Source organism: Flavobacterium ranwuense (assembly GCF_004349315.1).
GTDB lineage: Bacteria > Bacteroidota > Bacteroidia > Flavobacteriales > Flavobacteriaceae > Flavobacterium > Flavobacterium ranwuense.
Window position 1 is genome coordinate 106841 of the sequence record NZ_SMLH01000004.1, and the last position, 22634, is coordinate 129474.

Genomic DNA, 22634 nt, shown 5'->3' on the forward strand with positions numbered 1-22634 from the left:
TAATTTAGCCCATAATCACAAAACTATGATGCTCATTCGATATATAACGCAGATAGGAAGATACTTCTTAATGCTAAAAGAAATTTTCAATAAACAGACAAAATGGTCTGTGATGAAAAATCTAATTTTTAAGGAAATAGATGATTTAATTATTGGTTCCCTTGGTATTGTAGCATTCATTTCTTTCTTTGTTGGAGGTGTTGTTGCCATACAAACTGCATTGAACCTGACCAATCCATTAATTCCAAAATATCTTATTGGGTTTGCCACACGACAATCCGTAATATTAGAATTTGCGCCTACATTCATCTCTGTGATTATGGCCGGAAAAATGGGTTCTTTTATTACGTCAAGTATTGGAACTATGAGAGTAACCGAACAAATTGACGCTCTGGAAGTGATGGGAGTTAATTCCCTAAACTATTTAGTTTTTCCTAAAATAATTGCTTTATTACTTTATCCATTTGTCATTGGAATCAGTATGTTCCTGGGAGTTATGGGTGGATGGATGGCCGGTGTTTATGGTGGTTTTACTTCAAGCGACGAATTTATAAATGGCGCTCAATTGGATTTTATTCCGTTTCATATCGTTTATGCTTTTCTTAAAACATTGATTTTTGCCATGTTATTAGCGACCATCCCTGCTTTTCACGGATATTACATGAAAGGTGGCGCACTCGAAGTAGGCCGTGCAAGTACCGTATCCTTTGTTTGGACATCAGTTACCATAATTACTTTTAATTACGTATTAACTCAATTGTTACTTGGCTCATGATAGAAGTAAAAAACATAGAAAAATCATTTGGCGGTATCAAAATCCTTAAAGGCGTTTCCACTGTTTTTGAAACAGGAAAAACGAATTTAATTATTGGACAAAGCGGATCCGGGAAAACCGTTATGCTAAAAAGCCTTTTGGGAATTCACACTCCTGAATCTGGAACAATTTCATTCGATGGAAGAATATATTCTGAACTCGAACCAGATGAAAAACGTGATTTAAGAACTGAAATAGGAATGGTTTTTCAAGGAAGTGCGTTGTTTGATTCCATGACAGTTGCTGAAAACGTTGGGTTTCCATTGAAAATGTTCACCAAAGACAATAATTCAAAAATTCAGGAGCGCGTAGACTTTGTATTAAAAAGAGTCAATCTGACTGATGCACATAAAAAACTACCATCGGAAATTTCAGGAGGAATGCAAAAACGGGTAGCTATTGCGCGCGCGATTGTAAACAACCCAAAATACCTGTTTTGTGATGAACCCAACTCTGGTTTAGATCCAAATACAGCTATTTTGATTGATAATCTTATCAAAGAAATTACAGAAGAATACAATATCACGACAGTAATAAATACGCATGATATGAACTCCGTGATGGAAATTGGGGAGAAAATTTTGTTCTTAAAAGATGGTCTAAAAGCTTGGGAAGGAACCAAAGAAGAAATTTTCAGAACCGATAACGAAGCTGTCGTTGCCTTTGTTTATTCTTCTAATTTATTCAAAAAAGTACGAGAAGCGTATCTGAAAGAGTAAAAAACTAACTAGATTTTAACAACTCCACCTCAGCGTTTGGATTGAATAAATAAGTTTTTCCAGAACTCATTTCGAGGCATTCAAAACGCTTCGTTCTTATTGCTATTTTCTTGAAAATCTTTCCATTTTCGATTCGGAAAACACTACCATAGGGAATTTCGAATACATAGTTTTTATCATTTTGCTGGTCAAATTGTTTCAGTGCCAAAGCCAATGTAGCATCGGTATCACTACTCGCCGTCGGATTTTTGAAATGCCTCGCTAACAAAGGCAATAAGTGATTCGGGAAAATTTCTGGGCGAATATAAGGAATCATCAACCGTTGAAAAGAATATTTCCACTCGTTTCCATGAGGTTTGATATGTCTCCCAAATTTTTCAAAAGCGACCAAATGCGAGATTTCATGAATCAACGTAATCAAAAACTTGTATTTATTCAGATTCGAATTTACCGTGATTTCATGCTTTCCGTTCAATCCTTTTCGATAATCACCATGACGCGTCTGACGCTCGTTTACAATCTTAAGATGCACTTGATTGGCAACAATAAGTTCGAAAACGGGTTTTACCGCATGCTCTGGAATGTATCTGGCTAAGGTTTCGCTCAAAACAATTTGGGAATTATGAGTTATGGATTGGTAGAAGAAACTTGCAACACTTTGCCGTTGAAATATTTATTTCCAGTCAAAGTAAAATCATAAATATAATTTGCCATTTCACCCGCCGTTATTGGCGCTTGATAGCCTGGAAAAGCTTCCGCAAGCATTTCTGTTTGAACAGAACCCAAAGCTAAAACATTGAAAGAAATTCCACGCTCCTTATATTCTTCAGCTAACAACTCTGACAGTGTAATAACGGCACCTTTACTCGAACTATACGCTGCAAGTCCGGCAAATTTTAAACTTCCCTGAATTCCGCCCATAGAACTTATCGTTACAACATGGCTACCTTTTTGTAAATATGGCAGGCAAATTCGGGTCAAATTAGCAACTCCAAAAACATTGACTTTATAGATGTTTTCAAAATCTTCCTGAGTCGTTTCTGAAAAGGGTTTCAACAATAAACTTCCTGCGTTATGAATGACTGCATCTATTTGTTTCCATGACTTGGAAAGAAAATCTTTAACTTTTTCCAATTCAGACTCATTGGATAAATCAACTGAAAGACAGGTGATATTTTCGTTACCCAATAAAGCTTGAGGAATTTTTCTGGAAATGGCTAATACTTGGTGTCCCGCATTCGCAAATTGCAATGCCGACTCAAATCCTATTCCCCTACTCGTTCCTGTGATGATAATATTTTTCATGAAGCAAAAATAAACAAAAACGGTAAAAAAGTAACGCTTTACGCAAAGGATTGTTGTCACAATAAAAATTAAAAATTCCTATAATTTTACTTATTTTTGACAAAGTAAATTAACTTCTGAATTCCCAGAAAATGACAGAAAGCATACAATTCGAAACTGGAAAAATGAGTGACATTGATGGCGTATTGGCATTACAGGAATTATATCTTGTAGCCAATTTATCTGAAGAAGAAAAAGCTTTCGGGTTTGTTACCACACCATTTACGATCCAACAACTAACTGAAGTTATCAATGAAAAAGACTTATTTATTGCCAAAGACAATAACAAAATCATTGCTTACATTTTTGCAGGAAGTTGGGATTTTTTCAAACAATGGCCCATTTTCAATCACATGAGTTCCTTGTTTTCTGACCTGACCTTTTTAGATTTTGAAATTACCACAACCAATAGCTTTCAATATTGTCCTATTTGCATTCACAAGGAATATCGTGGAAAAGGATTGATAACACCGCTGTTTGAATTCATGAGAACACACATGGTCCAAAAATATCCATTGAGTTTGACTTTCATCAACAAAACTAATATTCCATCCGCGAAAGCACATACCGAAAAACTAAAATGGACCATTATTGGTGAGTTTCAATTCAACAATAATGAGTACTTTATTTTGGCGTATGATATGAATCAGGCAGTTTCTTAAACTATTTAAGCATTATGATTTCTTGTGTCGGCGTGTTTACCATTTGCGTTACAGCAGGCAATAACTCCTGAATAAAGGAAGTCATATGCGGAATATCCATCGCTTTGAAGTCATCCGAAACATGATGGTAAAATTCAAAGTTTTCAAAATCAAACGTGCTCACAGATTGGCAAGGCACTTTGAAAACATCATAAAAAGAGAAGTTATCTGACCTGTAGAATAATTTATATTCGGCTTCTTTTGGAAGAAAACCAATCGTATTTTTTCCGGTATATTCATTGATTTTACCCGCCATATTGGATTTATCAAAACCTGTTATATAAGCTAGATAATCTCTTTTCATTGGCACACCAATCATTTCAATATTGAACTGGGCATACAATTTAAAATCTTGTGCTTTCAGTTTTTTGGCTAGATGTTTAGACCCTAACAATCCTTTTTCTTCTCCTGCAAAAAACACAAAAAGAATACTTCGCTTATTATTTTTGGCTATGCTAAAATATTTCGCCATTTCAGCAACTGCAGTTGTTCCTGAAGCATCATCATTGGCACCATTGTTTATGAAATCTCCATTTACACCTTTTTTATCCAAGCCAATATGATCGTAATGAGCGCTTAGAATTATAAATTCATTTTTAAGAACTGGGTCGCTTCCTTCAACAAAACCTACAATATTAAAAGCGGTTTCCTTGAAAGTTGATAACGTGTCGCGATATGATTTAAAATAAGGCTTAACATTGTTATTCTTAAAAAACTGCTCCAAATAATCAGCAGCTTTCACCATTCCTATTGTACCGGTTTCTCTGCCTTCCAATTCATCCGAAGCTAAATATTTCAATGTTTCGGCAACATCATTTTCTTTTACTTTATACGCAATTGTCGACGGATAACTTGTTGCGGTCTCATTTATAACCGAAGTAATTGGTTTACAACACAAGAAAAGAAATGGAAGTAACAGAAAAATTTTTTTCATAATTAAAGTGATTATTGTTGATAAAGACAGATGTGAATTAGCATTAAACTTTTATATTTCGATTTTTTTTTGATAATATTTCTTGTAAACTTTACCCATTTGAACAAGAGCCAAAATCACAAAAAATGATGGAATTACTACTGGAATTACATATTTAGAAAAGCTAGTAGTATTTTGAGACAACATATTTAGTATCAAAACTAAAGTCAACATCCCAAGAAATGTACCAAATAAAGTCCCCGCAATATAATACTGTTTTAACTTATTTACAATGGAAATATGATTCCCATTCATCAGATAGAGATTCCAACCCGTCCAAAATGGCAATTGAAGGAAATTGATACAATTCAAAAATACGCCAATCAGGAAAGGAGAATACATCGCATATTTTTCTAAAATTCCTTGCTGTTCCACTGTTTGATCAGAACTAGCATAAAAAGAGTAGCCTAAAATCAACAGAAAGAAAACGGAAAAAAAATCAATGATCTTCATTAATTTCTTATTATTGACTAGTTGCTTTGCAAAAATTAAAGTGAAATAAATCACAAACATCTCCACAAAAATCACTCCTAATAAAAAGAAAACTAAGCTGTTCATTCCTAGTTTCGAATAAATTTCAAAACCTATAACATTCAAATATCCTAAAGGTATCGAACCGATAAAGCTCACTAAAAAACCAACAAAAATGTTTTTCAATGCCTTCATAGTTTTAAAAATTTACAATTTTATTGCTTTGTACGAGATGCATTCTATATTCTTTCATGCCGTCTTTATGCCGTAAATACGGTGTGCCATTTTTATGATTTGCAACACTTATTTCATACATATACGTAATATGGCGGGCTAGTTCTTTCCAAGCAAAAAACAAAGAATGCTTGGGGTCATAAATGTGTGTAGGCTCGCTTGCAGCACCATTCAACTCCACAACTGAAAAATTTAGACCTTGTTCCAATTCTTCCATAGTATTGTACATCACATCCATTCTTCCAAAGTAAAAACCTGGAATTTGCAAACACATTTCGTTAATTGTCTCTGTCAGTTTTGGGGTTATCCAATGGCTTCCATCTATGAATTTTGCACCTCGAGCATGGTTTCCATAAGGGACCAAATTCAATTTCTCTCCTTTTGGAAGAATAATGAGTAGTTTTTTTCCGTACTCCTGTTTCAAAATCTTTAATTGCAGTTCGTATCGAGGATTTTCTTTGATTAGTTCTTCTATAGTAGAGAATCCATTTCCGGTAATAATCAGAAATTCTTTAGAAACTATTCCTGTGATTCTACCCACTTTTTCATGAGGGTAACGTACATAGAAAATCCCAACTTCGTGCTCATAAGGAATTAAATCCTGCACTATGTAATCGAAATTTGCTTTGTCAGCATATTCTTTTAAATCGGCAACGGTATTAATTTTTTTTACCCCAGATCCTCGTAATCCAATATCTGGTTTTGCAATCAAGGGGTATTTTATTTTTGCCTCTTCAATACTCTTTAAAATTTGTTCAAGAGCAGTTCCTTGTTTAATTAATTCCGTTATTGGGTAATATTGTTGCGGAATCAAATTATAGATTTCTTTTTTAGACTCCATCATAAAACCGCCATTTTTTATGGTTGGATTAGAAGCATTAAAGAAAAAAATAGATTTTGCCTTTATTGAATAATAGGACCATAAAAAATAAATAGGAATATAAACAATCTGGAAAGGCCAGTATTCCCAATGGGTAATTTTATGAAAAAATAGTTTCAATGTGTGTTTTTTAAACGGTGATAAATGAGGTCGAAAAATCCTGCTGTGCAATCAAATCGTAATGCAATATAGCTACTTTATTTTTTTCAATAACCGATTGCGTGATGCTTAACGTTTTCATCTCGTCATTTCTATTGATAACCAAACCATTTTCATCATTTCCCTTTTCGGTATAGCGATGAAAATCATGCATTTTTGATTCAGAAATTTCAGAATTGTCATTCATAAAAGTATAAAACCAATTGGAACGTTTTTCACGAATCGCTGATGGATACAATGTTGACGAAGACCAAATATGGTTTAGTTGACTATCTAAAGGAGTTGTTTCTTTCTCTTTTCCGTTCCATCGCAATTGAAAAAGAGCGTTGTTTTGAAATAAAACTAACGTAAAAGGTTCTATATTTTCCAAATCAATTTCGGTCCAAAAATCCTTTGGTGAAATGCTGCTGATCATATCTAAAACAATCAAACCACGGCTTTTTCGATATGGAGGTTGTACTTCATGTTTTTCGTCGGCACCATTTAAAAGCACCAAAATTGTCCCGTCTGCATTAGCAGCAAACCAAGTTCCTCCTGCTTTGGGATCCTTTGGGAAAATAATATTTTTTCCGTTTACGGTATAATTTCTTGGAGGTATTGCACTCGGTCTTACTGTTTTTTCATCCCGATTGGAGGTAATGATAATTTTATCATTCGTTGCTATAAAACTTACTGTGCACATTGATTCCTAAATGCTATTGTAGATCGAGCAACTCCAAAATCAGGATCTATTGTCACTGTCTCACATTGCAAAATAGCCACTTTAATAAGTGCCTGATGATGAATACAATGTTCTAAATTATACAGCAATTCTCTGAAATAGTTACTTTCAATTCGAATTTCCTCTCCATCAATAATTTGCAACAACTCGATGTTTTTATTTTTTTTGTCTAAATTTTGTTGAATCAACACAATATTTTCAACAGCAAAAAAGGTATCCGTTTGAATAAGAGTATTTCGTTCTCTTTTATCATAATTCACAAAACCTGAATCATATTGATTTTCTAAGCATTGAAACATCTCTATAATATGCCTGGTATGCTCTCCAATAGTTGCATTACTTAATTCTGCACAAGAATTTGAATATTCATTTTGTGACAATTGATTTAGTAAATCAATTAGTTCGTTTAAACTATTATTTATAGAAGGTATTAGCATATTTAAGTTTTAATTCAACAAATTCATTACTTTAGTTCTATCCTTAAATACTAAAGTAACACAACAAAGAAAGGTAATTAGTGCCAAAATAAAAAGTGTGCCCCCATCATTTTTCACTTCAATCCCAAGCACAAACAGATGTGCAAAAATCGCACCAACCATAACGCCGCAACCCATTATAGCACCAAATAATGAAGTTCTTGGTATTAAAATCAAAATTGCCGTAATCAACTCCGCAATTCCAGTACCAATCCTTCCGTAAGGTTCAATTCCCAAAGCAGAAAAAATATAAACCGATTCTTCGCTGGCCGTAAATTTAAAGTACAGCGTTTGCGCTAAAATTACCGCTACAGCGAGTCGTAATATCCAGAAAAACACAACTGATTTCATGATTTCTATTTTTTATTTAATTATTTAATTATTTTATTCCAATTAGCATCGGCCTTCATCATCAATCCGGATTCCTCTTTATTCCAACTTTTCAATGTATTATTGAAGAAAGCATTGTAAAACAAGTACAACTTCCCATTACTAATTTTGAAAGTCTCTGGATTTACAGACACTTTTTCATTAGAGTCTCCCATTGCAAAGGCACACCAGCCTCCGTATTGAGGTTCAAAATTTGAAGGATTCTTCAAGAAATATTCTTTATTTACTGGCATAGAAAAATAATAAACGACACCTTCTTGCGATACTGATATTTCTTTTTTCCCTTTGACTGCCTTTCCTTGTTTGAAATAAGCCACAGGATCATATCCTTGAATAGCCACCTTTTTTTCAAGATTAAAATGAGTCAGTCGTTTATTATCCTTTTGCGAAAACCCAGAAAGAGGACACAATACGATTAGAATAAACAGTAGCTTTTTCATGATTATTTATTTAAAGATTTTGCAACGGCAATCAACAAATCATTTGAAATTCTGTTCTTATAATTTGGAGTAATGTGCTCAAACTCAATTTCAGCATTCTCATTTAAAATAAACACCGCCGGAACAGGTAAAAAAGAATTATTCACGCCTTCAGAACCTTTAGCTATAATAGCTTTATAATTTTCCGGAGCTTGAAAAGCAATTCCAACAGCTTTAGACAATTCGCCCGTACTGTCCGATAATAACAAATAATTTAATTTTCCTTTGTCATCTGTTACTTTCAGACTTTTTGGAGCATCAGAACTTATGGCGATTATTTGATATCCTAAATCTAGCAATTCTTTTTCGGCTTCAGCCAATGCGGCTAAATGAATATTACAATACGGACACCAACCACCACGATAAAAAACTAAAACGGTTTTTTTTTTGGTAATTAATTCGGTTAAATTGACCTCTTTATTTTCAACGGATTTTAAAGTGACATTAGGAATTTTTTCTCCAATAAGTAGTGGTGCGATTTCAGTGGCTGATTTTGGTAAATCATTTTGAGCATTTACCGTTAGTCCAATTGCTAATAAAGCCAAACAAATTATTTTTTTCATAGTGTTACATTTTTAAGTTGTAAAACTACTGTGTTATATCGAGATGATATGTCGGCTATATTACAGTTCTACTAAAATAATTATATTTTACTGATATCTGTTATGATAATTTCTTTTCTACTATAAACAATTGTGCCATTAGTTTCCATTTCATTGAGTAAATGAGTCGCTGTTTGTCTCGAAGTACAGATAATTTGCGCTATATCGTTTTGTGTTAGGTAGTTTTCAATTACAACTTTATTCTCTACTTGTTTGCCTTCTTTTTCAGCCCAATCTTTTAAGAACTGAAACAATCTGGTTTTAGCGTCTTTAGAAATCAAATTAGAATAACTGTTCTTAATGCGTTTCATCTTTAAGCCTACAAACTTAGTATAGGACAAAGCCAGACTTGGATTTCGCAACAATAAATTTTCGAAATCCGACATTAGAAAACTACAAATGGCTACATCATCCGAAAGCACTTTTGCATATTCATTGGATTGAATGTCCGCCTCCAAAGTCAGTTCCCCAAACAAATCTCCTTTTTGAATAATATCTTTAATCGTTTCATTTCCGTCTTCATCGACCGCAACAATTTTTATATTCCCTTTTTTAAGCAAAAAAATTCTTGGTAAATCCGAAGCAGAAAAATAGATAATTTCGCCTTTCTGTGCTTTTTTAAAACCGGTAATAATACACAATTGCTTGATTTGCCCAAAACTCAAAGTCCGAAACAATTTGTGATCGCGCAAATACCAATATTTTAAATCTTCATACATAAAAATTCTTTTCGTAAATGTATTAAAAAAACAATTTGAAAAACAAAACCCTTTCAAATCATAACTTGAAAGGGTTTATAAAATCGTATAAAATATATTTATGAAACTAATGTTCTTGAAATTACAATTCTTTGTATTTCAGAAGTTCCTTCATAAATCTGAGTAATTTTAGCATCACGCATCATGCGCTCTACATGATATTCAGCCACATATCCATTCCCCCCGTGAATTTGAACAGCTTCAATAGTGGTATCCATAGCCGTTTGCGAAGCAAATAACTTAGCCATGGCCCCAGATTGTGAAATGTCTTTCCCTTCATCTTTTTCAGAAGCTGCTTTAAGAACTAGCATTTTTGCAGCCATAATTTGAGTAGCCATATCCGCTAATTTAAAAGCGATTGCTTGGTGTTTGAAAATTTCCTTTCCAAAAGCTTTTCTTACTTGTGAATATTTCAATGCCAGTTCATACGCGCCAGTTGCAATACCTAATGCTTGAGAAGCAATACCTATTCTTCCACCGTTCAATACTGACATGGCAAAGTTAAAACCAAATCCATCAGCCCCAATTCGGTTCTCTTTAGGAACTTTTACATCAGTGAACATTAAAGAATGCGTATCTGATCCACGGATTCCCATTTTCTTTTCTTTTGGTCCAATATCAAATCCTGCCCAACCTTTTTCAACAATAAAAGCATTGATTCCTTTGTGCCCTTTTTCAATATCCGTTTGAGCAATTATAATATAAGTAGATGCAGACGAACCATTAGTTATCCAGTTTTTTGTACCATTTAACAGGTAATGATCTCCATTATCTATTGCAGTTGTTTTTTGAGATGTTGCATCTGAACCCGCTTCCGGTTCTGACAAACAAAAAGCGCCTATCACTTCTCCTTTAGCAAGAGGAACCAAATATTTCATTTTTTGTTCTTCATTACAATATTTTTCTATACCGGCACAAACTAATGAATTATTTACTGACATAATCACCGCTGCAGAAGCATCAACTTTTGAAATTTCGGTCATAGCCAAAACATACGAAACACTATCTAAACCAGATCCGCCATATTTAGGATCAACCATCATTCCCAAGAAACCTAAATCAGCCATCATCTTTACCTGTTCAGTTGGAAACTTAGAATATTCATCTCTTTCAATAACTCCAGGTAACAATTCGGCATTCGCAAAATCACGGGCAGCCTGTTGAATCATTAAATGCTCTTCGGTTAGGTTAAAATCCATATTTTTATAGTAAATTAAATGTTCTTAAATTTGTCGTCAAAAGTAATTATTAAATATCAGATTTCAAACGATTTCGTAAATTTAGCCAATGTTAAAAAAAAAGTATATAGTTGTAGGGGTAATGTCCGGAACTTCTCTCGATGGAGTAGATTTGGCGCATATTGTCTTTACTGTAAAAAATAATAAATGGGAATTTCAAATCTTGGAATCCGAAACCGTTTCTTATAGCGCTGATTGGGTGAACCAATTGAAAATAGCCGTTGATTTTTCAGACAAAGAACTTCAGAAATTAAATCAAGACTACACACAACTCCTGGCTGCTATTATTTTCAATTTTATCAAAAAGCACAAAATCGAAAATCTCGATGCCGTTTGTTCCCACGGACATACTATTTTACACCAACCACAAAACGGATTCACGCTTCAAATTGGTAATTTACCCGAAATCGCTACTTTAATTAATCAAACGGTAGTTTGTGATTTCAGAATTCAGGATGTACAACTTGGCGGTCAAGGCGCACCTTTGGTTCCTATTGGTGACCGAATTTTATTTCCTGAATATGATTACTGCATGAATTTAGGCGGTTTTTCGAATGTTTCATTTGAACAAAATAACAACCGAATTGCCTTTGATATTTCGCCGGTAAACACTGTTTTGAATTTTTATGCGAACCAATTGGGTTTGGATTATGATAACAAAGGCATTATATCAAGAACCGGAATTTGTAATGAAGATTTATTGAATGAATTAAATGCTTTAGATTTCTATCAAAAGAAACATCCTAAATCATTGGGTTTTGAATTTGTAAAAGAAACTGTTTTACCTATTATCGACAGCTATTCCATTCCAGTTGAAGACAAATTACATACTTTCACCGAACATGTAGCGTTGCAAATTGCTTTGGCTTTGCCAAATAAAAACGGAAGCCTTTATATCACTGGCGGCGGTGCTTACAATGATTTTCTCATCGAACGCATTCGGTATCATTTGCCGGAAATGAAAATTATTATTCCATCAACTAAAATCCTGGAATTCAAAGAAGCGTTGATTTTTGCGCTACTCGGTGTTTTAAAATTACGCGGAGAAATCAATGTTTTGAGCAGTGTCACTGGTGCTAGTACAGATCATAGTTCAGGTGAAATTTATGTGTTTAATTCAAAACAAAATCGGTAACTTTTTTCATTATATCTTTGCTTTTTAAATCGTGTCCCAATCCCTCTGTAAGAATCAATTGGCTGTTTTTCCAATGCTTATTTAATCGTATGGAATAATTATAACTAGTTGCCAAATCATTTTTATCATGTACGATTAAAGCCGGAATAGCAATGCTTTCTGCAAATTTAGCACTCGAAAAATAGCTTGGTAATTTTCCTAATTGTACCTGAAATTCATCAATAATTAAGTTGACAGATTTTGTAGTTAATCCTAATGTTTGTTTGTAAAAATCAAAAAAATCGGAAGCTTCACCGGGTGCACCCATAATAACCACTTTTTCAATAGTATGTTCTTTGTATTCATCTAAAAAATAAGCAGTTGCGAATCCGCCGATGGAATGACTGACAATTGATGAAATATCTGAATTTATTTCTAAAAAAACGTTTATAACTTTCGCATACAAAACCACATGAATGTATTTACCGGAAGATAAACCATGAGCAGGTGCATCTAAGGAGTAAACCGTAAAATCGTTTTTAACCAAATGTTCAATATAGTTTTTCCAACGGAAAGAATGGCTGGCCCAACCATGAACTAAAAGTATTTTTTTACTCCCACTGCCCCATTTATACGTTTGGATTTTGTACCCTTCAAAATTTAGAACATCTGACATTCCTCTTTGCAAAAATTCCAATTGATGCGGTTTTACTTTTCGAGCAAATGGATTGCAAAAAAGTAAAAAACCATCCTTTTTTAGCTTTTTTGGATGAATAAATGACAACAAATTGAAATAAAACCCTGTCGATTTTTGCATTATTTTTCTAAAATTCATAATTATTTTTGTTTTAAGATACCGATTGGTATCAAATTGTTTAAATTTTTTTACAGTAATATATCCGAAACAATCCAGTTTTTTAAATGGTTCACTACAATCTCAATATCGGAGTTTGAATTTTGAAGTTTACTCATCATCACACCGCCTTCAAGTGTTGAAATCAATATAGTTGCCACTAGTTTTTCGTTAACTAAATTCCGAACTTGTTTGTGTGTTTTTCCATTGATAATTATTTTCTCCACAGAATCGCGAAAAACGAACAAGGCTTGTTGTGCTTTTTGCTTCAATTCCAAATTAGTATCATCAACTTCTACAGCAAGATTTAGCAGCGGGCAACCACCAATAATTAATGGACTTGTAATGTAACTTTGAAACAAATTAAGCACACAAAACAACTTATCTCTAGTGTTGTTTTCGACCTTAATTTTCTCATTTAAAGCCCCAAAAATGGCTTGCATCATTTTCTGAAAAGCTTCAATTTCAAGACCTTCTTTATTCTCAAAATGCCTGTAAATAGCACCTTTGGTCAAACCTGTAGCCTCAGTAATATCACTTAATGACGTAGATTTATACCCTTTTGTATTAAAAAGAGTAGTCGCTTCTTTTAGCACTTTTGCTTTTGTTATTTCCGATGATCGCATATGTAAAGATACCAATCGGTATCTAAATAACAAAAAAAAAGTAAAATTTCTTTTTAAATTGTTTGAAAAAACTAGATTTGCATATCAAAATTAATTGTCACAAATGAAAGATTTATTAAAGAAATTCGAAAATAAAGAACCTGAGATTGTTTTCCATTGGAAAGATGCTGAAACGGAAGCTGAAGGATGGACAGTTATCAATTCGCTACGTGGTGGTGCTGCCGGTGGTGGAACTCGCATGAGAAAAGGGTTGGATATGAATGAAGTTTTGTCTTTGGCAAAAACCATGGAAGTGAAATTTTCGGTTTCTGGACCTGCTATTGGCGGTGCTAAATCTGGAATTAATTTTGATCCGAATGACCCAAGAAAAAAAGGCGTTTTACAACGTTGGTACAAAGCTGTTTCTCCTTTATTGAAAAGTTACTACGGAACTGGTGGTGATTTGAATGTAGATGAAATTCACGAAGTAATTCCAATGACGGAAGAATGTGGCGTCTGGCATCCGCAAGAAGGTGTTTTCAACGGTCACTTCAAACCGACAGAAGCAGACAAAATCAACAGAATTGGACAATTGCGTCAAGGTGTGGTGAAAGTGATTGAAAATCCAAAATTTTCCCCTGATGTTTCCAGAAAATATACTGTTGCCGATATGATTACCGGTTATGGCGTTGCCGAAGCTGTCCGTAATTATTACACTATTTATGGTGGAGATGTAAAAGGGAAGAAAGCAATTGTACAAGGTTTTGGAAATGTAGGTTCTGCTGCTGCTTTTTACTTAGCCGAAATGGGTGCAAAAGTAATTGGTATCATCGACAGAGATGGTGGATTAATCAATGAAGAAGGATTCACTTTTGAAGAAATAAGAGCCTTATTTCTTGCAAAAGACGGAAACAAACTGGTTGCCGAAAATATGATTCTTTTTGAAGAAATCAATCAAAAAATCTGGACAATCGGTGCTGAAATATTCACTCCATGTGCCGCTTCCAGATTAGTAACTCAATCTCAAATTGACAGTTTAATTGCCAATGGTCTTGAAGTAATTTCGTGTGGTGCAAATGTTCCTTTTGCCGACAAAGAAATCTTTTTTGGTCCAATTATGGAAGATGTAGATCATAAAGTGAGTTTGATTCCTGACTTTATTTCTAATTGTGGTATGGCTCGTGTTTTTGCTTACTTCATGGAAAAGAAAGTACAAATGACAGATGAAGCTATCTTCCAAGACACTTCGGAAATCATCAAAAAAGCAATTGAAAAAGCGCATAATTTGAATCCAAGTAAAACAAATATCAGTGCAACTGCTTTTGAAATCGCATTGAAGCAGCTTACTTAAAATCAAATAGTATTCTTTTATATTTATCGGAACTGGGATTAAGCAGATTTTAAAATCTATTTAATCCCTTTTCTTATTTCTAGTTTTAAGCGAAAGCAATCCTTATTTATATTCTGGCAGTAGCTTTTTACTCTTAACAATTTTTAGTACTTTTCAACGTTTTTTAGTAATAGACTTTTTAAAATTTTAAATACAAATGAGTTCCACCATTTCATCAGATCAAAAGAAATCGTTAGCACTATCTATTCTTTTGTATGCGACAATGTTGTTGATTTTATTTTTCATCCGATTTTGGCCACCTGCAAACATCGATGAACTTGCTGGCGGCGGCGGTGGCGGTGGCGTTACTGTAAATTTTGGTGACAGCGATTTCGGTTCTGGAGCAAATTATAAAAGCGAAGTTTTGGAAATAAAAAACCAAACCAGACAAACGCCTGCAAAATCAACTCCAGAGGAAGCTATTTTATCTCAAGAAAACAGTACCGAAGAAAGTGTTGTGATTCCAACAAAAGAAAAAACTAAAAAACCAACAGTAGTCGTAAAAGAAGAAACGAAACCAGTGGTTGTAAAACCTAAAGTTTCTAACAATACAAATGATGCTTTATCCAGCATTCTAAAAGGCTCTAATAAAGGAGGCGATGGCGATGACAAAGCAGCCGGAAACAAAGGAAAAGCTAGCGGAAGCTTGAGTTCTAATGGTTATTATGGAACCGGTGGTTCTGGTGGGGGAACAGGCGGTGGAAATGGTACCGGAACCGGAATAGGAACTGGCAGTGGATATGGCTCCGGAAGCGGAGGAGGAAGCGGAAGTGGTTCTGGCGGAGGAGTTGGATATTCATTAGGAAACCGAAAAGCATTATCAAAACCCGCACCAAAATATACTTGCAATGAACAAGGAAAAGTTGTCGTAGAAGTTTCTGTTGACAGAACCGGAAGGACTATAAATGCAGTTGCCGGTGTAAAAGGAACTACGAATACCGCAAAATGCTTATTAGATCAGGCCCGAATTGCAGCGATGAACACGAGATGGGATGCCAGCAGTGATGCACCGGAAAAACAAGTCGGTAAGATTGTTTACAATTTCAATTTGAATTAAAACAATTAGGAACGGGCGCCATCGCATAACGAGAGTAACAACTGTGATTGCTTCGTTCCTCGCAATGACAACTGCAATAATTTGATAGTTTACGAATTTGCTTGAGGGATAGAAGCAAGTACCGAAGTACTGCGGATAGCCCGACCGTAATAGAAAAAGGGGCTAATCAGCATAAAGTTGATTAGCCCCTTTTTCTATTGTGGTCACGCCCAAACGATGCGATTGCTTCTTAAAAACTCGCAATGACGCTTACTTGGGACTCGTAGCAATCACAAACTTCAGATTGTTCTTCACTCCTATTTGCAGTACGTCAACTAAATCTTGTACTTGTAAATTGAATGGAATACGAACAATAACGGTTTGATCTTTCTCTGAATTCATCTTAGACATCAAAGTCGTTTCCAGTTCTTCAAAGGAAACCGCTTGCTTATCTATGTAGAATTTTTTATCCTCAGTAACAGACAAACTGATGTATTGCTTGTTTGTTTTCTCGTTAGATTTGGCTTTTGGCAATGTCATTTTGATAACATTAGGATTTGCCAACGTTGATATAATCAGGAAAAACAACAACAAGAAAAACATAATATCACTTAATGACGAAGTAGCCACCTCGGCATGAAATCTTCTTTTTCGTTTTATAGACATGTTACGATCTTTGAATAATATTTACAAACTCTAATATTTGTTTTTGAATTTTCAACGCAAAATTATCAATCTTGCCGTTTAATAAATGATATCCGCTATACGCAATAATACCAACTATTAATCCAGCTCCACTACTGATCATTTTCTCATACAATCCTCCAGAAATATTACCAATACTAATATTCTCAGTTACCGAAATACTGTAAAATATTTTAATTACTCCTGATATAGTTCCAATAAATCCTAGTGTAGGTGCAATTCCGGCAATAAGTCCCAAATGACCTAAATGCTTTTCCATTCCTCCTATTTCTATATCTGCAGCACGATCCATGTTGGATTCAATCTCAATAATAGGCCTCCCAATAACCAAAATACCTTCTCTTACAATATTTCCTGAAGCAGTATTATTTCTTTCTGCAATAGATCGAGCCAAATCAAGATTTCCTGAATTTAGATTATCGCGTACATCGCGCATTAAAAGAGTATCAATTTTTGATGCTTTACTAATATACAAATAGCGTTCAATAATCAGATAAAAAGTGTAAAATAATAGAATCCCGATTGGGATAAGCCACACACCACCTTTTAAAAGAAATCCTAAAGTGGATATTTCGGCATTTGGAGCAATTTTTTCAATAACTACGTTTGAAGCAGCGTTGGTAATGGTGTCGGCCTGTAATTGTATAAAACTAAACATATAATATTATTGTATTTTAATCATTAATTCTAAAAATTATTTCAATTTTGCACTAAAGATACTTTTCGATGTACTATTAAACTAAAAAAATAGAAAAATATTTTAAACAACTACTATTTTATTACAAAAATGAACTATCAGGAAACCATAAATTGGATGTTTAATCAACTCCCGATGTACCAACTTCAGGGCGCTTCGGCCTATAAAAAAGATTTAACCAACACGCATTTACTCATAGCTCATCTTGATAATCCACAAGAAAAAATAAAGTGTATTCATGTTGCAGGAACTAACGGAAAAGGTTCCACTTCTCACATGCTGGCATCCATACTTCAAGAAGCGGGTTATAAAGTTGGATTGTATACATCACCCCATTTAAAGGATTTCCGAGAACGTATAAAAATTAACGAACAGAATATTTCTAAAGAATTTGTCACTGATTTCATCAATGAACACAAAAGTTTTTTCGAATCAAACGACATGAGTTTTTTCGAAATGACTGTTGGACTGGCTTTCGATTATTTTGCCAAAGAAAAAGTAGACATCGCTGTTATTGAAGTGGGAATGGGCGGAAGATTGGATGCCACCAATATCATCACTCCATTAGTTTCAGTTATTACCAATATAGGATTGGATCACACACAATTTTTGGGCAACACACTTGAAGCTGTTGCTTTTGAAAAAGCAGGAATCATAAAGCCAAATATTCCCGTAATTATTGGAGAATATACTCCTGAAACCAAACCCGTTTTTTTGGCCAAAGCCAAAGAATGTAATTCGGAAATCTATTTTGCTCCTGATTTGATTTCAGAAACCTATCCTTCTGATTTAATTGGCGATTATCAAATGCACAATAAAAAGACGGTCTTACAAACCGTTTCTGTTTTAAATAGTCAGAACGAATTTAAAATTACTCCCGAAAATACAAAATCCGGCTTACTAAATGTGGCAAAAAACACCGGACTTCAAGGAAGATGGCAACAATTAGGAGAATTTCCAAAAGTCATTTGCGATACTGCGCACAATAAAAACGGACTGGAAATTGTTTTGAATCAAATACAAAAAGAATATTTTGATACTTTACATATTGTTTTGGGAGTAGTAAATGACAAAGATTTAGATGAAATTCTACCTTTATTCCCTAAAAAAGCTAATTATTATTTCTGTAAACCTAACATTCCTCGCGGGCTTGATGTTCTAATTCTAAAACAAAAAGCAGCAACTTTCGAACTAAAAGGCGAAGTATACAATTCTGTTTCAGAAGCTTATCGAAAAGCAATTGAAAACGCTGCAAAATCTGATTTTATATACATTGGCGGAAGCACATTTGTAGTAGCAGAAATTTTATAATTTTTTTGGTTTTTACTTGCAAATCTAGAAAAGTGGCGTATATTTGCACACGCAATAACGGAAACGAAAGTAACTAAATTGCATTAGGGCGATTAGCTCAGCTGGTTCAGAGCACCTCGTTTACACCGAGGGGGTCGGGGGTTCGAACCCCTCATCGCCCACAAGTTTAATAACAAATGGTTTCAAAACCCTATAGATCTTATGATTTATAGGGTTTTTTATTTTGGGCATACTTCAAATTATTCATTCAATCTTAATGCTAAAGGAGCAAAATCGAGACCCTTCAAATTTCAAAATTTAGGGTCTCGCTAAATCTTCTTAAGTCCAGCAAACAGTCGTACTAACAACCAGTTTACTACTTGTTCAGAATATGTACATCTTGCTTGCTATCAATTAGAAAATTAAATTGAATACTAATTAAAAGGTCACCACTATGAAAGCAAAAATCACCTTGCACATTTATGCAAAAACTACAAAAGCTAATGCAGCTGGACAATTACCCATTTATATTCGGTTAACAGTTGACGGACAACGTTTCGAATTCAGTTCCAAGAAATTCATTGAAAAAACCAAATGGTCGCCAGAACTATCCAAAATGAAAGGTGGTTCGGAAGAAGCTAGAACAATAAATAACTATCTTGATTTAATGAAATCTAAAGTTTTTGATATTCAAATGGAGCTACTTCATAAAAACGAAGAATTATCCCTGGAGAATTTCAAATCTAGAATATTAGGAACCCATCAACGAGAACGAATGTTAATTCCAATTTATCAAAATCACAATGATAAAATTGAAGAACTTATCGGAAATGGTTATGCTTATGGAACATTAGAACGTTTCAAAATATCTTTGAAACACCTGCAAGAATTCATTTTGCGGAAGTATAATATTGCAGACATAAGCATTAATAAAATTGATTATGCCTTTGTAACTGAATTTGAATTCTATTTGCGAAGCGTTAAAAAATGCAATAACAATACTGCTGTAAAATATGTTAGGAATTTTAGAAAAATAATTAAAATCTGTTTAGATAATGATTGGTTAGATAAAAATCCTTGTAGCCGATACGAAGGAAAAATGAAAGAAGTCGAACGAGATTTTCTTACTGAAGTAGAACTAAACAGGATTTACAACAAACGGTTTTCATCAGAACGATTAACTTTAGTGAAAGACATTTTTATATTTTCCTGCTATACTGGATTGGCTTATGTTGATGTAAAAGGATTAAAGAAAGACCACATAGCAATAGGCATCGATGGCGAAAAATGGATTTTCAAAAATCGCCAGAAAACAGATACCAAGTCAAAAATTCCAGTGCTGCCAATTGCCCAAGAAATCATTCAAAAATATGCCAATCATCCAAAGTGTTTAAATGAAGATAGTGTCTTACCCATTTTAACTAACCAAAAAATGAATGGTTATCTCAAAGAAGTTGGAGATCTATGTGATATTTCAAAAGAAATCACTTTTCACATGGCTCGACACACATTCGCAACATCAGTAACACTTACAAATGGCGTTCCCATTGAAACCGTAAGCAAAATGCTTGGGCATAAAAATATTCAGACTACTCAGCATTATGCTAAAATATTGGATAAAAAAGTGAGCGAGGATATGATGAATTTGAGAAATAAATTCAATTTAATAAAAGACTCATGTAATAATTCTTTAGAAGTAAAGTCTGTTTTTTCCTGATATAAGAAGACCATTATATCAACTTATATCAGGATAATGCATTATAAAGAATTAATAAAACTCAACAAATTTAAGATAGTCTTTTTTAAAATCCGTAAATTACTGGAAGTTGCCCATGAGTATTTTTACCGTTCTTTTTCATCTCTCCATTTCTTGGACTTATATTTTATTAAAAACGAGTAACGGTACTTTGGCTTTAAAGGAATAATTGGCTGAGTTACTGGAGAAAAATATTTTGTCGAAAAAACTTCTATTTTGTTGCGTGAACATAATCATCATGGAAGGTTTTGACTGCTTAATTACCGCCTCTATGTTTGAAATTAAGCTCTTGGCCAGATTGATATTTTCGATATGCAGTTTAATATTATACTTTGAATTTTTTTTCACCAATTCATCTATGGTGTTTTTATTTGTTGATATTTCGGTGGGGTAATTGAAATGGAGTATTTCAACTTTTGCCTTTAATGGCTTTGTGAATTCAATTACTTTTTTCAGTTCATTTTCAAGATTTACAAGGTCGGAGGCGTAAATGACGCTCTTTATTTCACTTCTGTGATAATTGTGGGGTATCGCTATAACCGGAACTGTGGAATGGGCGATTAGACTGGAAGTGTTTGTTCCGAATATTTTTTTCAGTTTTCCTGAGCCTCTGGTGCTGATACAGATAAAATTGAATTCATTTTCCTGGGCATATTCCCTGATATTGCTGTCTGCAAAAACAGCACTATTTATCACACACTTATTATTTATAGAAATAACATCCATGTCCTTATAAACCGATGCAACAAATTGGTTCAGTTTTTTTTGAATTTTATTCGCTTCTTTTTTTTCATAATCAGCAAAGGCGGCATCGCTCTTTGATGTAAGGTTTGCAATGTAATAGGAATGAAAAAAAGTCAACTCAAATTTATGTTGTGATGCCAATTGAATGGCAAAACGCAAAGCTCCTTTTGAGTTTGAAGAGAAATCGGTGGTAACAAGAATTTTATCCATTATCTTTTATGTTGATTGTTATTTTGACAAAAAACTATTCAATTGGCTGATCAAACCTAATGGTATTACTATATAAAGCCTAATCCACTTTCATTAACTTTAGTAAACTGAGCCACTTCATTTTTTTTTAATTATTTTTATCACGAAAAGCGGAGGCATCATTATCTCTCTTGTTAACCATTAACGATACTGCAATGCTTACGATTAAAATAACAACAATCACCAACAAAGCAATTTGTATCGGCAATTTGTAGAAATCAACTACCAACATCTTCAGCCCGACAAACATTAATATCAAAGCTAGCCCCTTCGACAAATAGCGGAATTTATCCATCATCCCCGCCAGTGCAAAATACAGAGAACGCAAGCCAAGTATGGCAAACACATTTGAAGTGTAAACAATAAAATGGTCTTGGGTAATTGCCAGTATTGCAGGAATGCTATCTGCTGCAAAAATCAAATCGGTGGTTTCAATCAACACCAAAACTAAAAACAAAGGCGTTGCAAACCGTTTTCCATTCTGTTTTACAAAAAATTTACCACCATGCAGTTCATTAGTAACAGGCATTACTCTTCTGAATAATTTTATAAGGGGATTTTTTTCTGGCTCAATTATCATCTCCTTTTGCGTAAGCATCTTATATCCTGTATAAATCAGTATCGCTCCGAAAACATAAATCGTCCAATGGAATTTTTCGAGTAACGCCACTCCCGCAAAAATAAAAGCAGCCCGCATTATTAAAGCTCCGATAATTCCCCAAAACAAAATTTTATGCTGATGAATCGCTGGAGTTTTGAAATAAGAAAAAATTAAAACGAATACAAAAATATTATCTACGCTCAATGCTTTTTCAATTACGTAGCCCGTAAAAAACTCCAATGCTTTTACCTCACCTTGCCAATAATAAATAAGCCCATTGAAACACATGGCAAGTGTTATCCAAACCCCCGTCCAAATCATGGCTTCTTTAATGCTTACTTCATGCGCTTTGCGGTTAAACACCCCTAAATCCAATGCCAGCATCAGAAGCACGAATACATTAAAGCCAATCCAGAAACTCAAATCCGTTTGCATACTTGTACTTGTTTAATTTTTCGACTCTTCTTGTTTTACCAAATTCATTTGGTCAATTTTTACGGTTTACCAAAATGATTGTCTGTTGAATGTTGCTAAAATATTTACCTATAACTACGTCAGACGGTTTGCTGCTACAAGCTGTTCGGGATTTACTTGTATAAACTGTCTTGAACGAAAATACTTCTTAAAGATAATGA

General features: G+C 34.0%; 26 protein-coding genes and 1 tRNA gene. 9 read left to right on the forward strand and 18 right to left on the reverse strand.

All coding sequences use genetic code 11. From position 1 onward, the window contains the following. Positions 1–25: 25 nt before the first annotated feature. Both E0I61_RS08755 and E0I61_RS08760 read left to right on the forward strand, forming a co-directional pair. The gene (locus E0I61_RS08755) at positions 26–775 is read left to right on the forward strand and encodes an MlaE family ABC transporter permease (protein ID WP_131995909.1); all 750 of its coding nucleotides are present in this window, start codon (positions 26–28) and stop codon (positions 773–775) included. Further along, entirely contained in the window at positions 772–1533 is a 762-nt protein-coding gene (locus tag E0I61_RS08760) for an ABC transporter ATP-binding protein (RefSeq protein ID WP_132070740.1), read from the forward strand. Before E0I61_RS08755 ends, E0I61_RS08760 begins: the two co-directional genes overlap by 4 nt. A 4-nt stretch (positions 1534–1537) precedes the next feature. Here E0I61_RS08760 and E0I61_RS08765 read toward each other — a convergent pair whose 3' ends face one another. Then, positions 1538–2140: a SprT-like domain-containing protein gene (locus tag E0I61_RS08765; RefSeq protein ID WP_131995911.1), complete on the reverse strand. Its 603-nt coding sequence runs from the start codon at positions 2138–2140 to the stop codon at positions 1538–1540. Between the two features lie 20 nt (positions 2141–2160). Next, positions 2161–2838, reverse strand: a complete 678-nt coding sequence (locus E0I61_RS08770; RefSeq protein ID WP_132070742.1) for an SDR family NAD(P)-dependent oxidoreductase — start codon at positions 2836–2838, stop codon at positions 2161–2163. Positions 2839–2969: 131 nt separating this feature from the next. Here E0I61_RS08770 and E0I61_RS08775 point away from each other — a divergent pair, with 131 nt between their 5' ends. Next, entirely contained in the window at positions 2970–3539 is a 570-nt protein-coding gene (locus E0I61_RS08775) for a GNAT family N-acetyltransferase (RefSeq protein WP_132070744.1), read from the forward strand. A gap of 1 nt (position 3540) precedes the next feature. Here E0I61_RS08775 and E0I61_RS08780 read toward each other — a convergent pair whose 3' ends face one another. The 10 genes from E0I61_RS08780 to E0I61_RS08825 all read right to left on the reverse strand — a co-directional run bounded on the left by E0I61_RS08780 (position 3541) and on the right by E0I61_RS08825 (position 10920). Beyond that, on the reverse strand, positions 3541–4512 hold the full coding sequence (locus E0I61_RS08780; RefSeq protein WP_132070746.1) for a M28 family peptidase: 972 nt from the start codon (positions 4510–4512) through the stop codon (positions 3541–3543). 51 nt (positions 4513–4563) lie between these two features. Next, complete coding sequence (locus E0I61_RS08785) at positions 4564–5217, reverse strand: hypothetical protein (protein ID WP_132070748.1); 654 nt, start codon at positions 5215–5217, stop codon at positions 4564–4566. Positions 5218–5221: 4 nt separating this feature from the next. Then, complete coding sequence (locus tag E0I61_RS08790) at positions 5222–6256, reverse strand: ATP-grasp domain-containing protein (protein WP_132070750.1); 1035 nt, start codon at positions 6254–6256, stop codon at positions 5222–5224. A gap of 10 nt (positions 6257–6266) precedes the next feature. Further along, positions 6267–6977: an NRDE family protein gene (locus E0I61_RS08795; RefSeq protein ID WP_132070752.1), complete on the reverse strand. Its 711-nt coding sequence runs from the start codon at positions 6975–6977 to the stop codon at positions 6267–6269. Beyond that, the gene (locus E0I61_RS08800; protein ID WP_131995935.1) at positions 6965–7453 is read right to left on the reverse strand and encodes a DinB family protein; all 489 of its coding nucleotides are present in this window, start codon (positions 7451–7453) and stop codon (positions 6965–6967) included. The genes E0I61_RS08795 and E0I61_RS08800 overlap by 13 nt, the downstream gene beginning before the upstream one ends. A gap of 9 nt (positions 7454–7462) precedes the next feature. Continuing rightward, positions 7463–7843: a DoxX family protein gene (locus tag E0I61_RS08805; RefSeq protein ID WP_132070754.1), complete on the reverse strand. Its 381-nt coding sequence runs from the start codon at positions 7841–7843 to the stop codon at positions 7463–7465. Between the two features lie 20 nt (positions 7844–7863). After that, complete coding sequence (locus tag E0I61_RS08810; protein ID WP_132070756.1) at positions 7864–8322, reverse strand: YHS domain-containing (seleno)protein; 459 nt, start codon at positions 8320–8322, stop codon at positions 7864–7866. Between the two features lie 2 nt (positions 8323–8324). Beyond that, positions 8325–8924, reverse strand: a complete 600-nt coding sequence (locus tag E0I61_RS08815) for a peroxiredoxin-like family protein (RefSeq protein ID WP_132070758.1) — start codon at positions 8922–8924, stop codon at positions 8325–8327. Positions 8925–9004: 80 nt separating this feature from the next. Further along, a complete protein-coding gene (locus E0I61_RS08820) occupies positions 9005–9682 on the reverse strand; it encodes a Crp/Fnr family transcriptional regulator (RefSeq protein WP_131995947.1) in 678 nt (225 codons plus the stop codon). 98 nt (positions 9683–9780) lie between these two features. Further along, positions 9781–10920, reverse strand: coding sequence for an acyl-CoA dehydrogenase family protein (locus E0I61_RS08825; protein ID WP_131995949.1), 1140 nt, complete (start codon positions 10918–10920; stop codon positions 9781–9783). 88 nt (positions 10921–11008) lie between these two features. Between E0I61_RS08825 and E0I61_RS08830 the strand changes: the two genes are divergently transcribed. Further along, positions 11009–12094, forward strand: coding sequence for an anhydro-N-acetylmuramic acid kinase (locus tag E0I61_RS08830; RefSeq protein WP_132070760.1), 1086 nt, complete (start codon positions 11009–11011; stop codon positions 12092–12094). Here E0I61_RS08830 and E0I61_RS08835 read toward each other — a convergent pair. Further along, entirely contained in the window at positions 12072–12908 is an 837-nt protein-coding gene (locus E0I61_RS08835) for an alpha/beta hydrolase (RefSeq protein ID WP_132070762.1), read from the reverse strand. The two genes, E0I61_RS08830 and E0I61_RS08835, sit on opposite strands and share 23 nt — an antisense overlap. A 50-nt stretch (positions 12909–12958) precedes the next feature. Next, the gene (locus E0I61_RS08840) at positions 12959–13552 is read right to left on the reverse strand and encodes a TetR/AcrR family transcriptional regulator (protein ID WP_131995958.1); all 594 of its coding nucleotides are present in this window, start codon (positions 13550–13552) and stop codon (positions 12959–12961) included. A gap of 103 nt (positions 13553–13655) precedes the next feature. Here E0I61_RS08840 and E0I61_RS08845 point away from each other — a divergent pair, with 103 nt between their 5' ends. Together E0I61_RS08845 and E0I61_RS16295 are read left to right on the forward strand one after the other, a co-directional pair. Beyond that, complete coding sequence (locus E0I61_RS08845; protein ID WP_132070764.1) at positions 13656–14882, forward strand: Glu/Leu/Phe/Val dehydrogenase dimerization domain-containing protein; 1227 nt, start codon at positions 13656–13658, stop codon at positions 14880–14882. Positions 14883–15078: 196 nt separating this feature from the next. After that, positions 15079–15978, forward strand: a complete 900-nt coding sequence (locus tag E0I61_RS16295; RefSeq protein WP_165930201.1) for an energy transducer TonB — start codon at positions 15079–15081, stop codon at positions 15976–15978. A gap of 249 nt (positions 15979–16227) precedes the next feature. Here the strand turns inward: E0I61_RS16295 and E0I61_RS08855 are convergent, their stop codons facing one another. Next, entirely contained in the window at positions 16228–16623 is a 396-nt protein-coding gene (locus tag E0I61_RS08855; RefSeq protein WP_131916957.1) for an ExbD/TolR family protein, read from the reverse strand. Between the two features lies 1 nt (position 16624). Continuing rightward, positions 16625–17320: a MotA/TolQ/ExbB proton channel family protein gene (locus tag E0I61_RS08860; RefSeq protein ID WP_131916956.1), complete on the reverse strand. Its 696-nt coding sequence runs from the start codon at positions 17318–17320 to the stop codon at positions 16625–16627. A 129-nt stretch (positions 17321–17449) separates the two neighbouring features. Here E0I61_RS08860 and E0I61_RS08865 point away from each other — a divergent pair, with 129 nt between their 5' ends. The 3 genes from E0I61_RS08865 (at position 17450) to E0I61_RS08875 (ending at position 20366) form a co-directional block, all read left to right on the forward strand. Continuing rightward, a complete protein-coding gene (locus E0I61_RS08865) occupies positions 17450–18670 on the forward strand; it encodes a bifunctional folylpolyglutamate synthase/dihydrofolate synthase (protein ID WP_132070766.1) in 1221 nt (406 codons plus the stop codon). A gap of 86 nt (positions 18671–18756) precedes the next feature. Then, a tRNA-Val gene (locus E0I61_RS08870) sits at positions 18757–18831 on the forward strand. Between the two features lie 272 nt (positions 18832–19103). After that, on the forward strand, positions 19104–20366 hold the full coding sequence (locus E0I61_RS08875) for a site-specific integrase (protein ID WP_132070768.1): 1263 nt from the start codon (positions 19104–19106) through the stop codon (positions 20364–20366). Between the two features lie 159 nt (positions 20367–20525). Here the strand turns inward: E0I61_RS08875 and E0I61_RS08880 are convergent, their stop codons facing one another. Both E0I61_RS08880 and E0I61_RS08885 read right to left on the reverse strand, forming a co-directional pair. Continuing rightward, on the reverse strand, positions 20526–21359 hold the full coding sequence (locus tag E0I61_RS08880) for a universal stress protein (RefSeq protein ID WP_132070770.1): 834 nt from the start codon (positions 21357–21359) through the stop codon (positions 20526–20528). A gap of 127 nt (positions 21360–21486) precedes the next feature. Beyond that, positions 21487–22434 carry a TerC family protein gene (locus E0I61_RS08885; protein ID WP_132070772.1) on the reverse strand — a complete coding sequence of 316 codons (948 nt, stop codon included), beginning with the start codon at positions 22432–22434 and terminating at the stop codon, positions 21487–21489. Positions 22435–22634 lie beyond the last annotated feature (200 nt).

Bases quoted from the DNA above. Each gene is read 5' to 3' on its own strand.
- E0I61_RS08755 (WP_131995909.1), top strand. From the start codon at position 26: ATGATGCTCATTCGATATATAACGCAGATAGGAAGATACTTCTTAATG.
- E0I61_RS08760 (WP_132070740.1), top strand. From the start codon at position 772: ATGATAGAAGTAAAAAACATAGAAAAATCATTTGGCGGTATCAAAATC.
- E0I61_RS08770 (WP_132070742.1), bottom strand. From the start codon at position 2,838: ATGAAAAATATTATCATCACAGGAACGAGTAGGGGAATAGGATTTGAG.
- E0I61_RS08775 (WP_132070744.1), top strand. From the start codon at position 2,970: ATGACAGAAAGCATACAATTCGAAACTGGAAAAATGAGTGACATTGAT.
- E0I61_RS08780 (WP_132070746.1), bottom strand. From the start codon at position 4,512: ATGAAAAAAATTTTTCTGTTACTTCCATTTCTTTTCTTGTGTTGTAAA.
- E0I61_RS08785 (WP_132070748.1), bottom strand. From the start codon at position 5,217: ATGAAGGCATTGAAAAACATTTTTGTTGGTTTTTTAGTGAGCTTTATC.
- E0I61_RS08795 (WP_132070752.1), bottom strand. From the start codon at position 6,977: ATGTGCACAGTAAGTTTTATAGCAACGAATGATAAAATTATCATTACC.
- E0I61_RS08800 (WP_131995935.1), bottom strand. From the start codon at position 7,453: ATGCTAATACCTTCTATAAATAATAGTTTAAACGAACTAATTGATTTA.
- E0I61_RS08805 (WP_132070754.1), bottom strand. From the start codon at position 7,843: ATGAAATCAGTTGTGTTTTTCTGGATATTACGACTCGCTGTAGCGGTA.
- E0I61_RS08810 (WP_132070756.1), bottom strand. From the start codon at position 8,322: ATGAAAAAGCTACTGTTTATTCTAATCGTATTGTGTCCTCTTTCTGGG.
- E0I61_RS08815 (WP_132070758.1), bottom strand. From the start codon at position 8,924: ATGAAAAAAATAATTTGTTTGGCTTTATTAGCAATTGGACTAACGGTA.
- E0I61_RS08820 (WP_131995947.1), bottom strand. From the start codon at position 9,682: ATGTATGAAGATTTAAAATATTGGTATTTGCGCGATCACAAATTGTTT.
- E0I61_RS08825 (WP_131995949.1), bottom strand. From the start codon at position 10,920: ATGGATTTTAACCTAACCGAAGAGCATTTAATGATTCAACAGGCTGCC.
- E0I61_RS08830 (WP_132070760.1), top strand. From the start codon at position 11,009: ATGTTAAAAAAAAAGTATATAGTTGTAGGGGTAATGTCCGGAACTTCT.
- E0I61_RS08835 (WP_132070762.1), bottom strand. From the start codon at position 12,908: ATGAATTTTAGAAAAATAATGCAAAAATCGACAGGGTTTTATTTCAAT.
- E0I61_RS08840 (WP_131995958.1), bottom strand. From the start codon at position 13,552: ATGCGATCATCGGAAATAACAAAAGCAAAAGTGCTAAAAGAAGCGACT.
- E0I61_RS08845 (WP_132070764.1), top strand. From the start codon at position 13,656: ATGAAAGATTTATTAAAGAAATTCGAAAATAAAGAACCTGAGATTGTT.
- E0I61_RS16295 (WP_165930201.1), top strand. From the start codon at position 15,079: ATGAGTTCCACCATTTCATCAGATCAAAAGAAATCGTTAGCACTATCT.
- E0I61_RS08855 (WP_131916957.1), bottom strand. From the start codon at position 16,623: ATGTCTATAAAACGAAAAAGAAGATTTCATGCCGAGGTGGCTACTTCG.
- E0I61_RS08860 (WP_131916956.1), bottom strand. From the start codon at position 17,320: ATGTTTAGTTTTATACAATTACAGGCCGACACCATTACCAACGCTGCT.
- E0I61_RS08865 (WP_132070766.1), top strand. From the start codon at position 17,450: ATGAACTATCAGGAAACCATAAATTGGATGTTTAATCAACTCCCGATG.
- E0I61_RS08875 (WP_132070768.1), top strand. From the start codon at position 19,104: ATGAAAGCAAAAATCACCTTGCACATTTATGCAAAAACTACAAAAGCT.
- E0I61_RS08880 (WP_132070770.1), bottom strand. From the start codon at position 21,359: ATGGATAAAATTCTTGTTACCACCGATTTCTCTTCAAACTCAAAAGGA.
- E0I61_RS08885 (WP_132070772.1), bottom strand. From the start codon at position 22,434: ATGCAAACGGATTTGAGTTTCTGGATTGGCTTTAATGTATTCGTGCTT.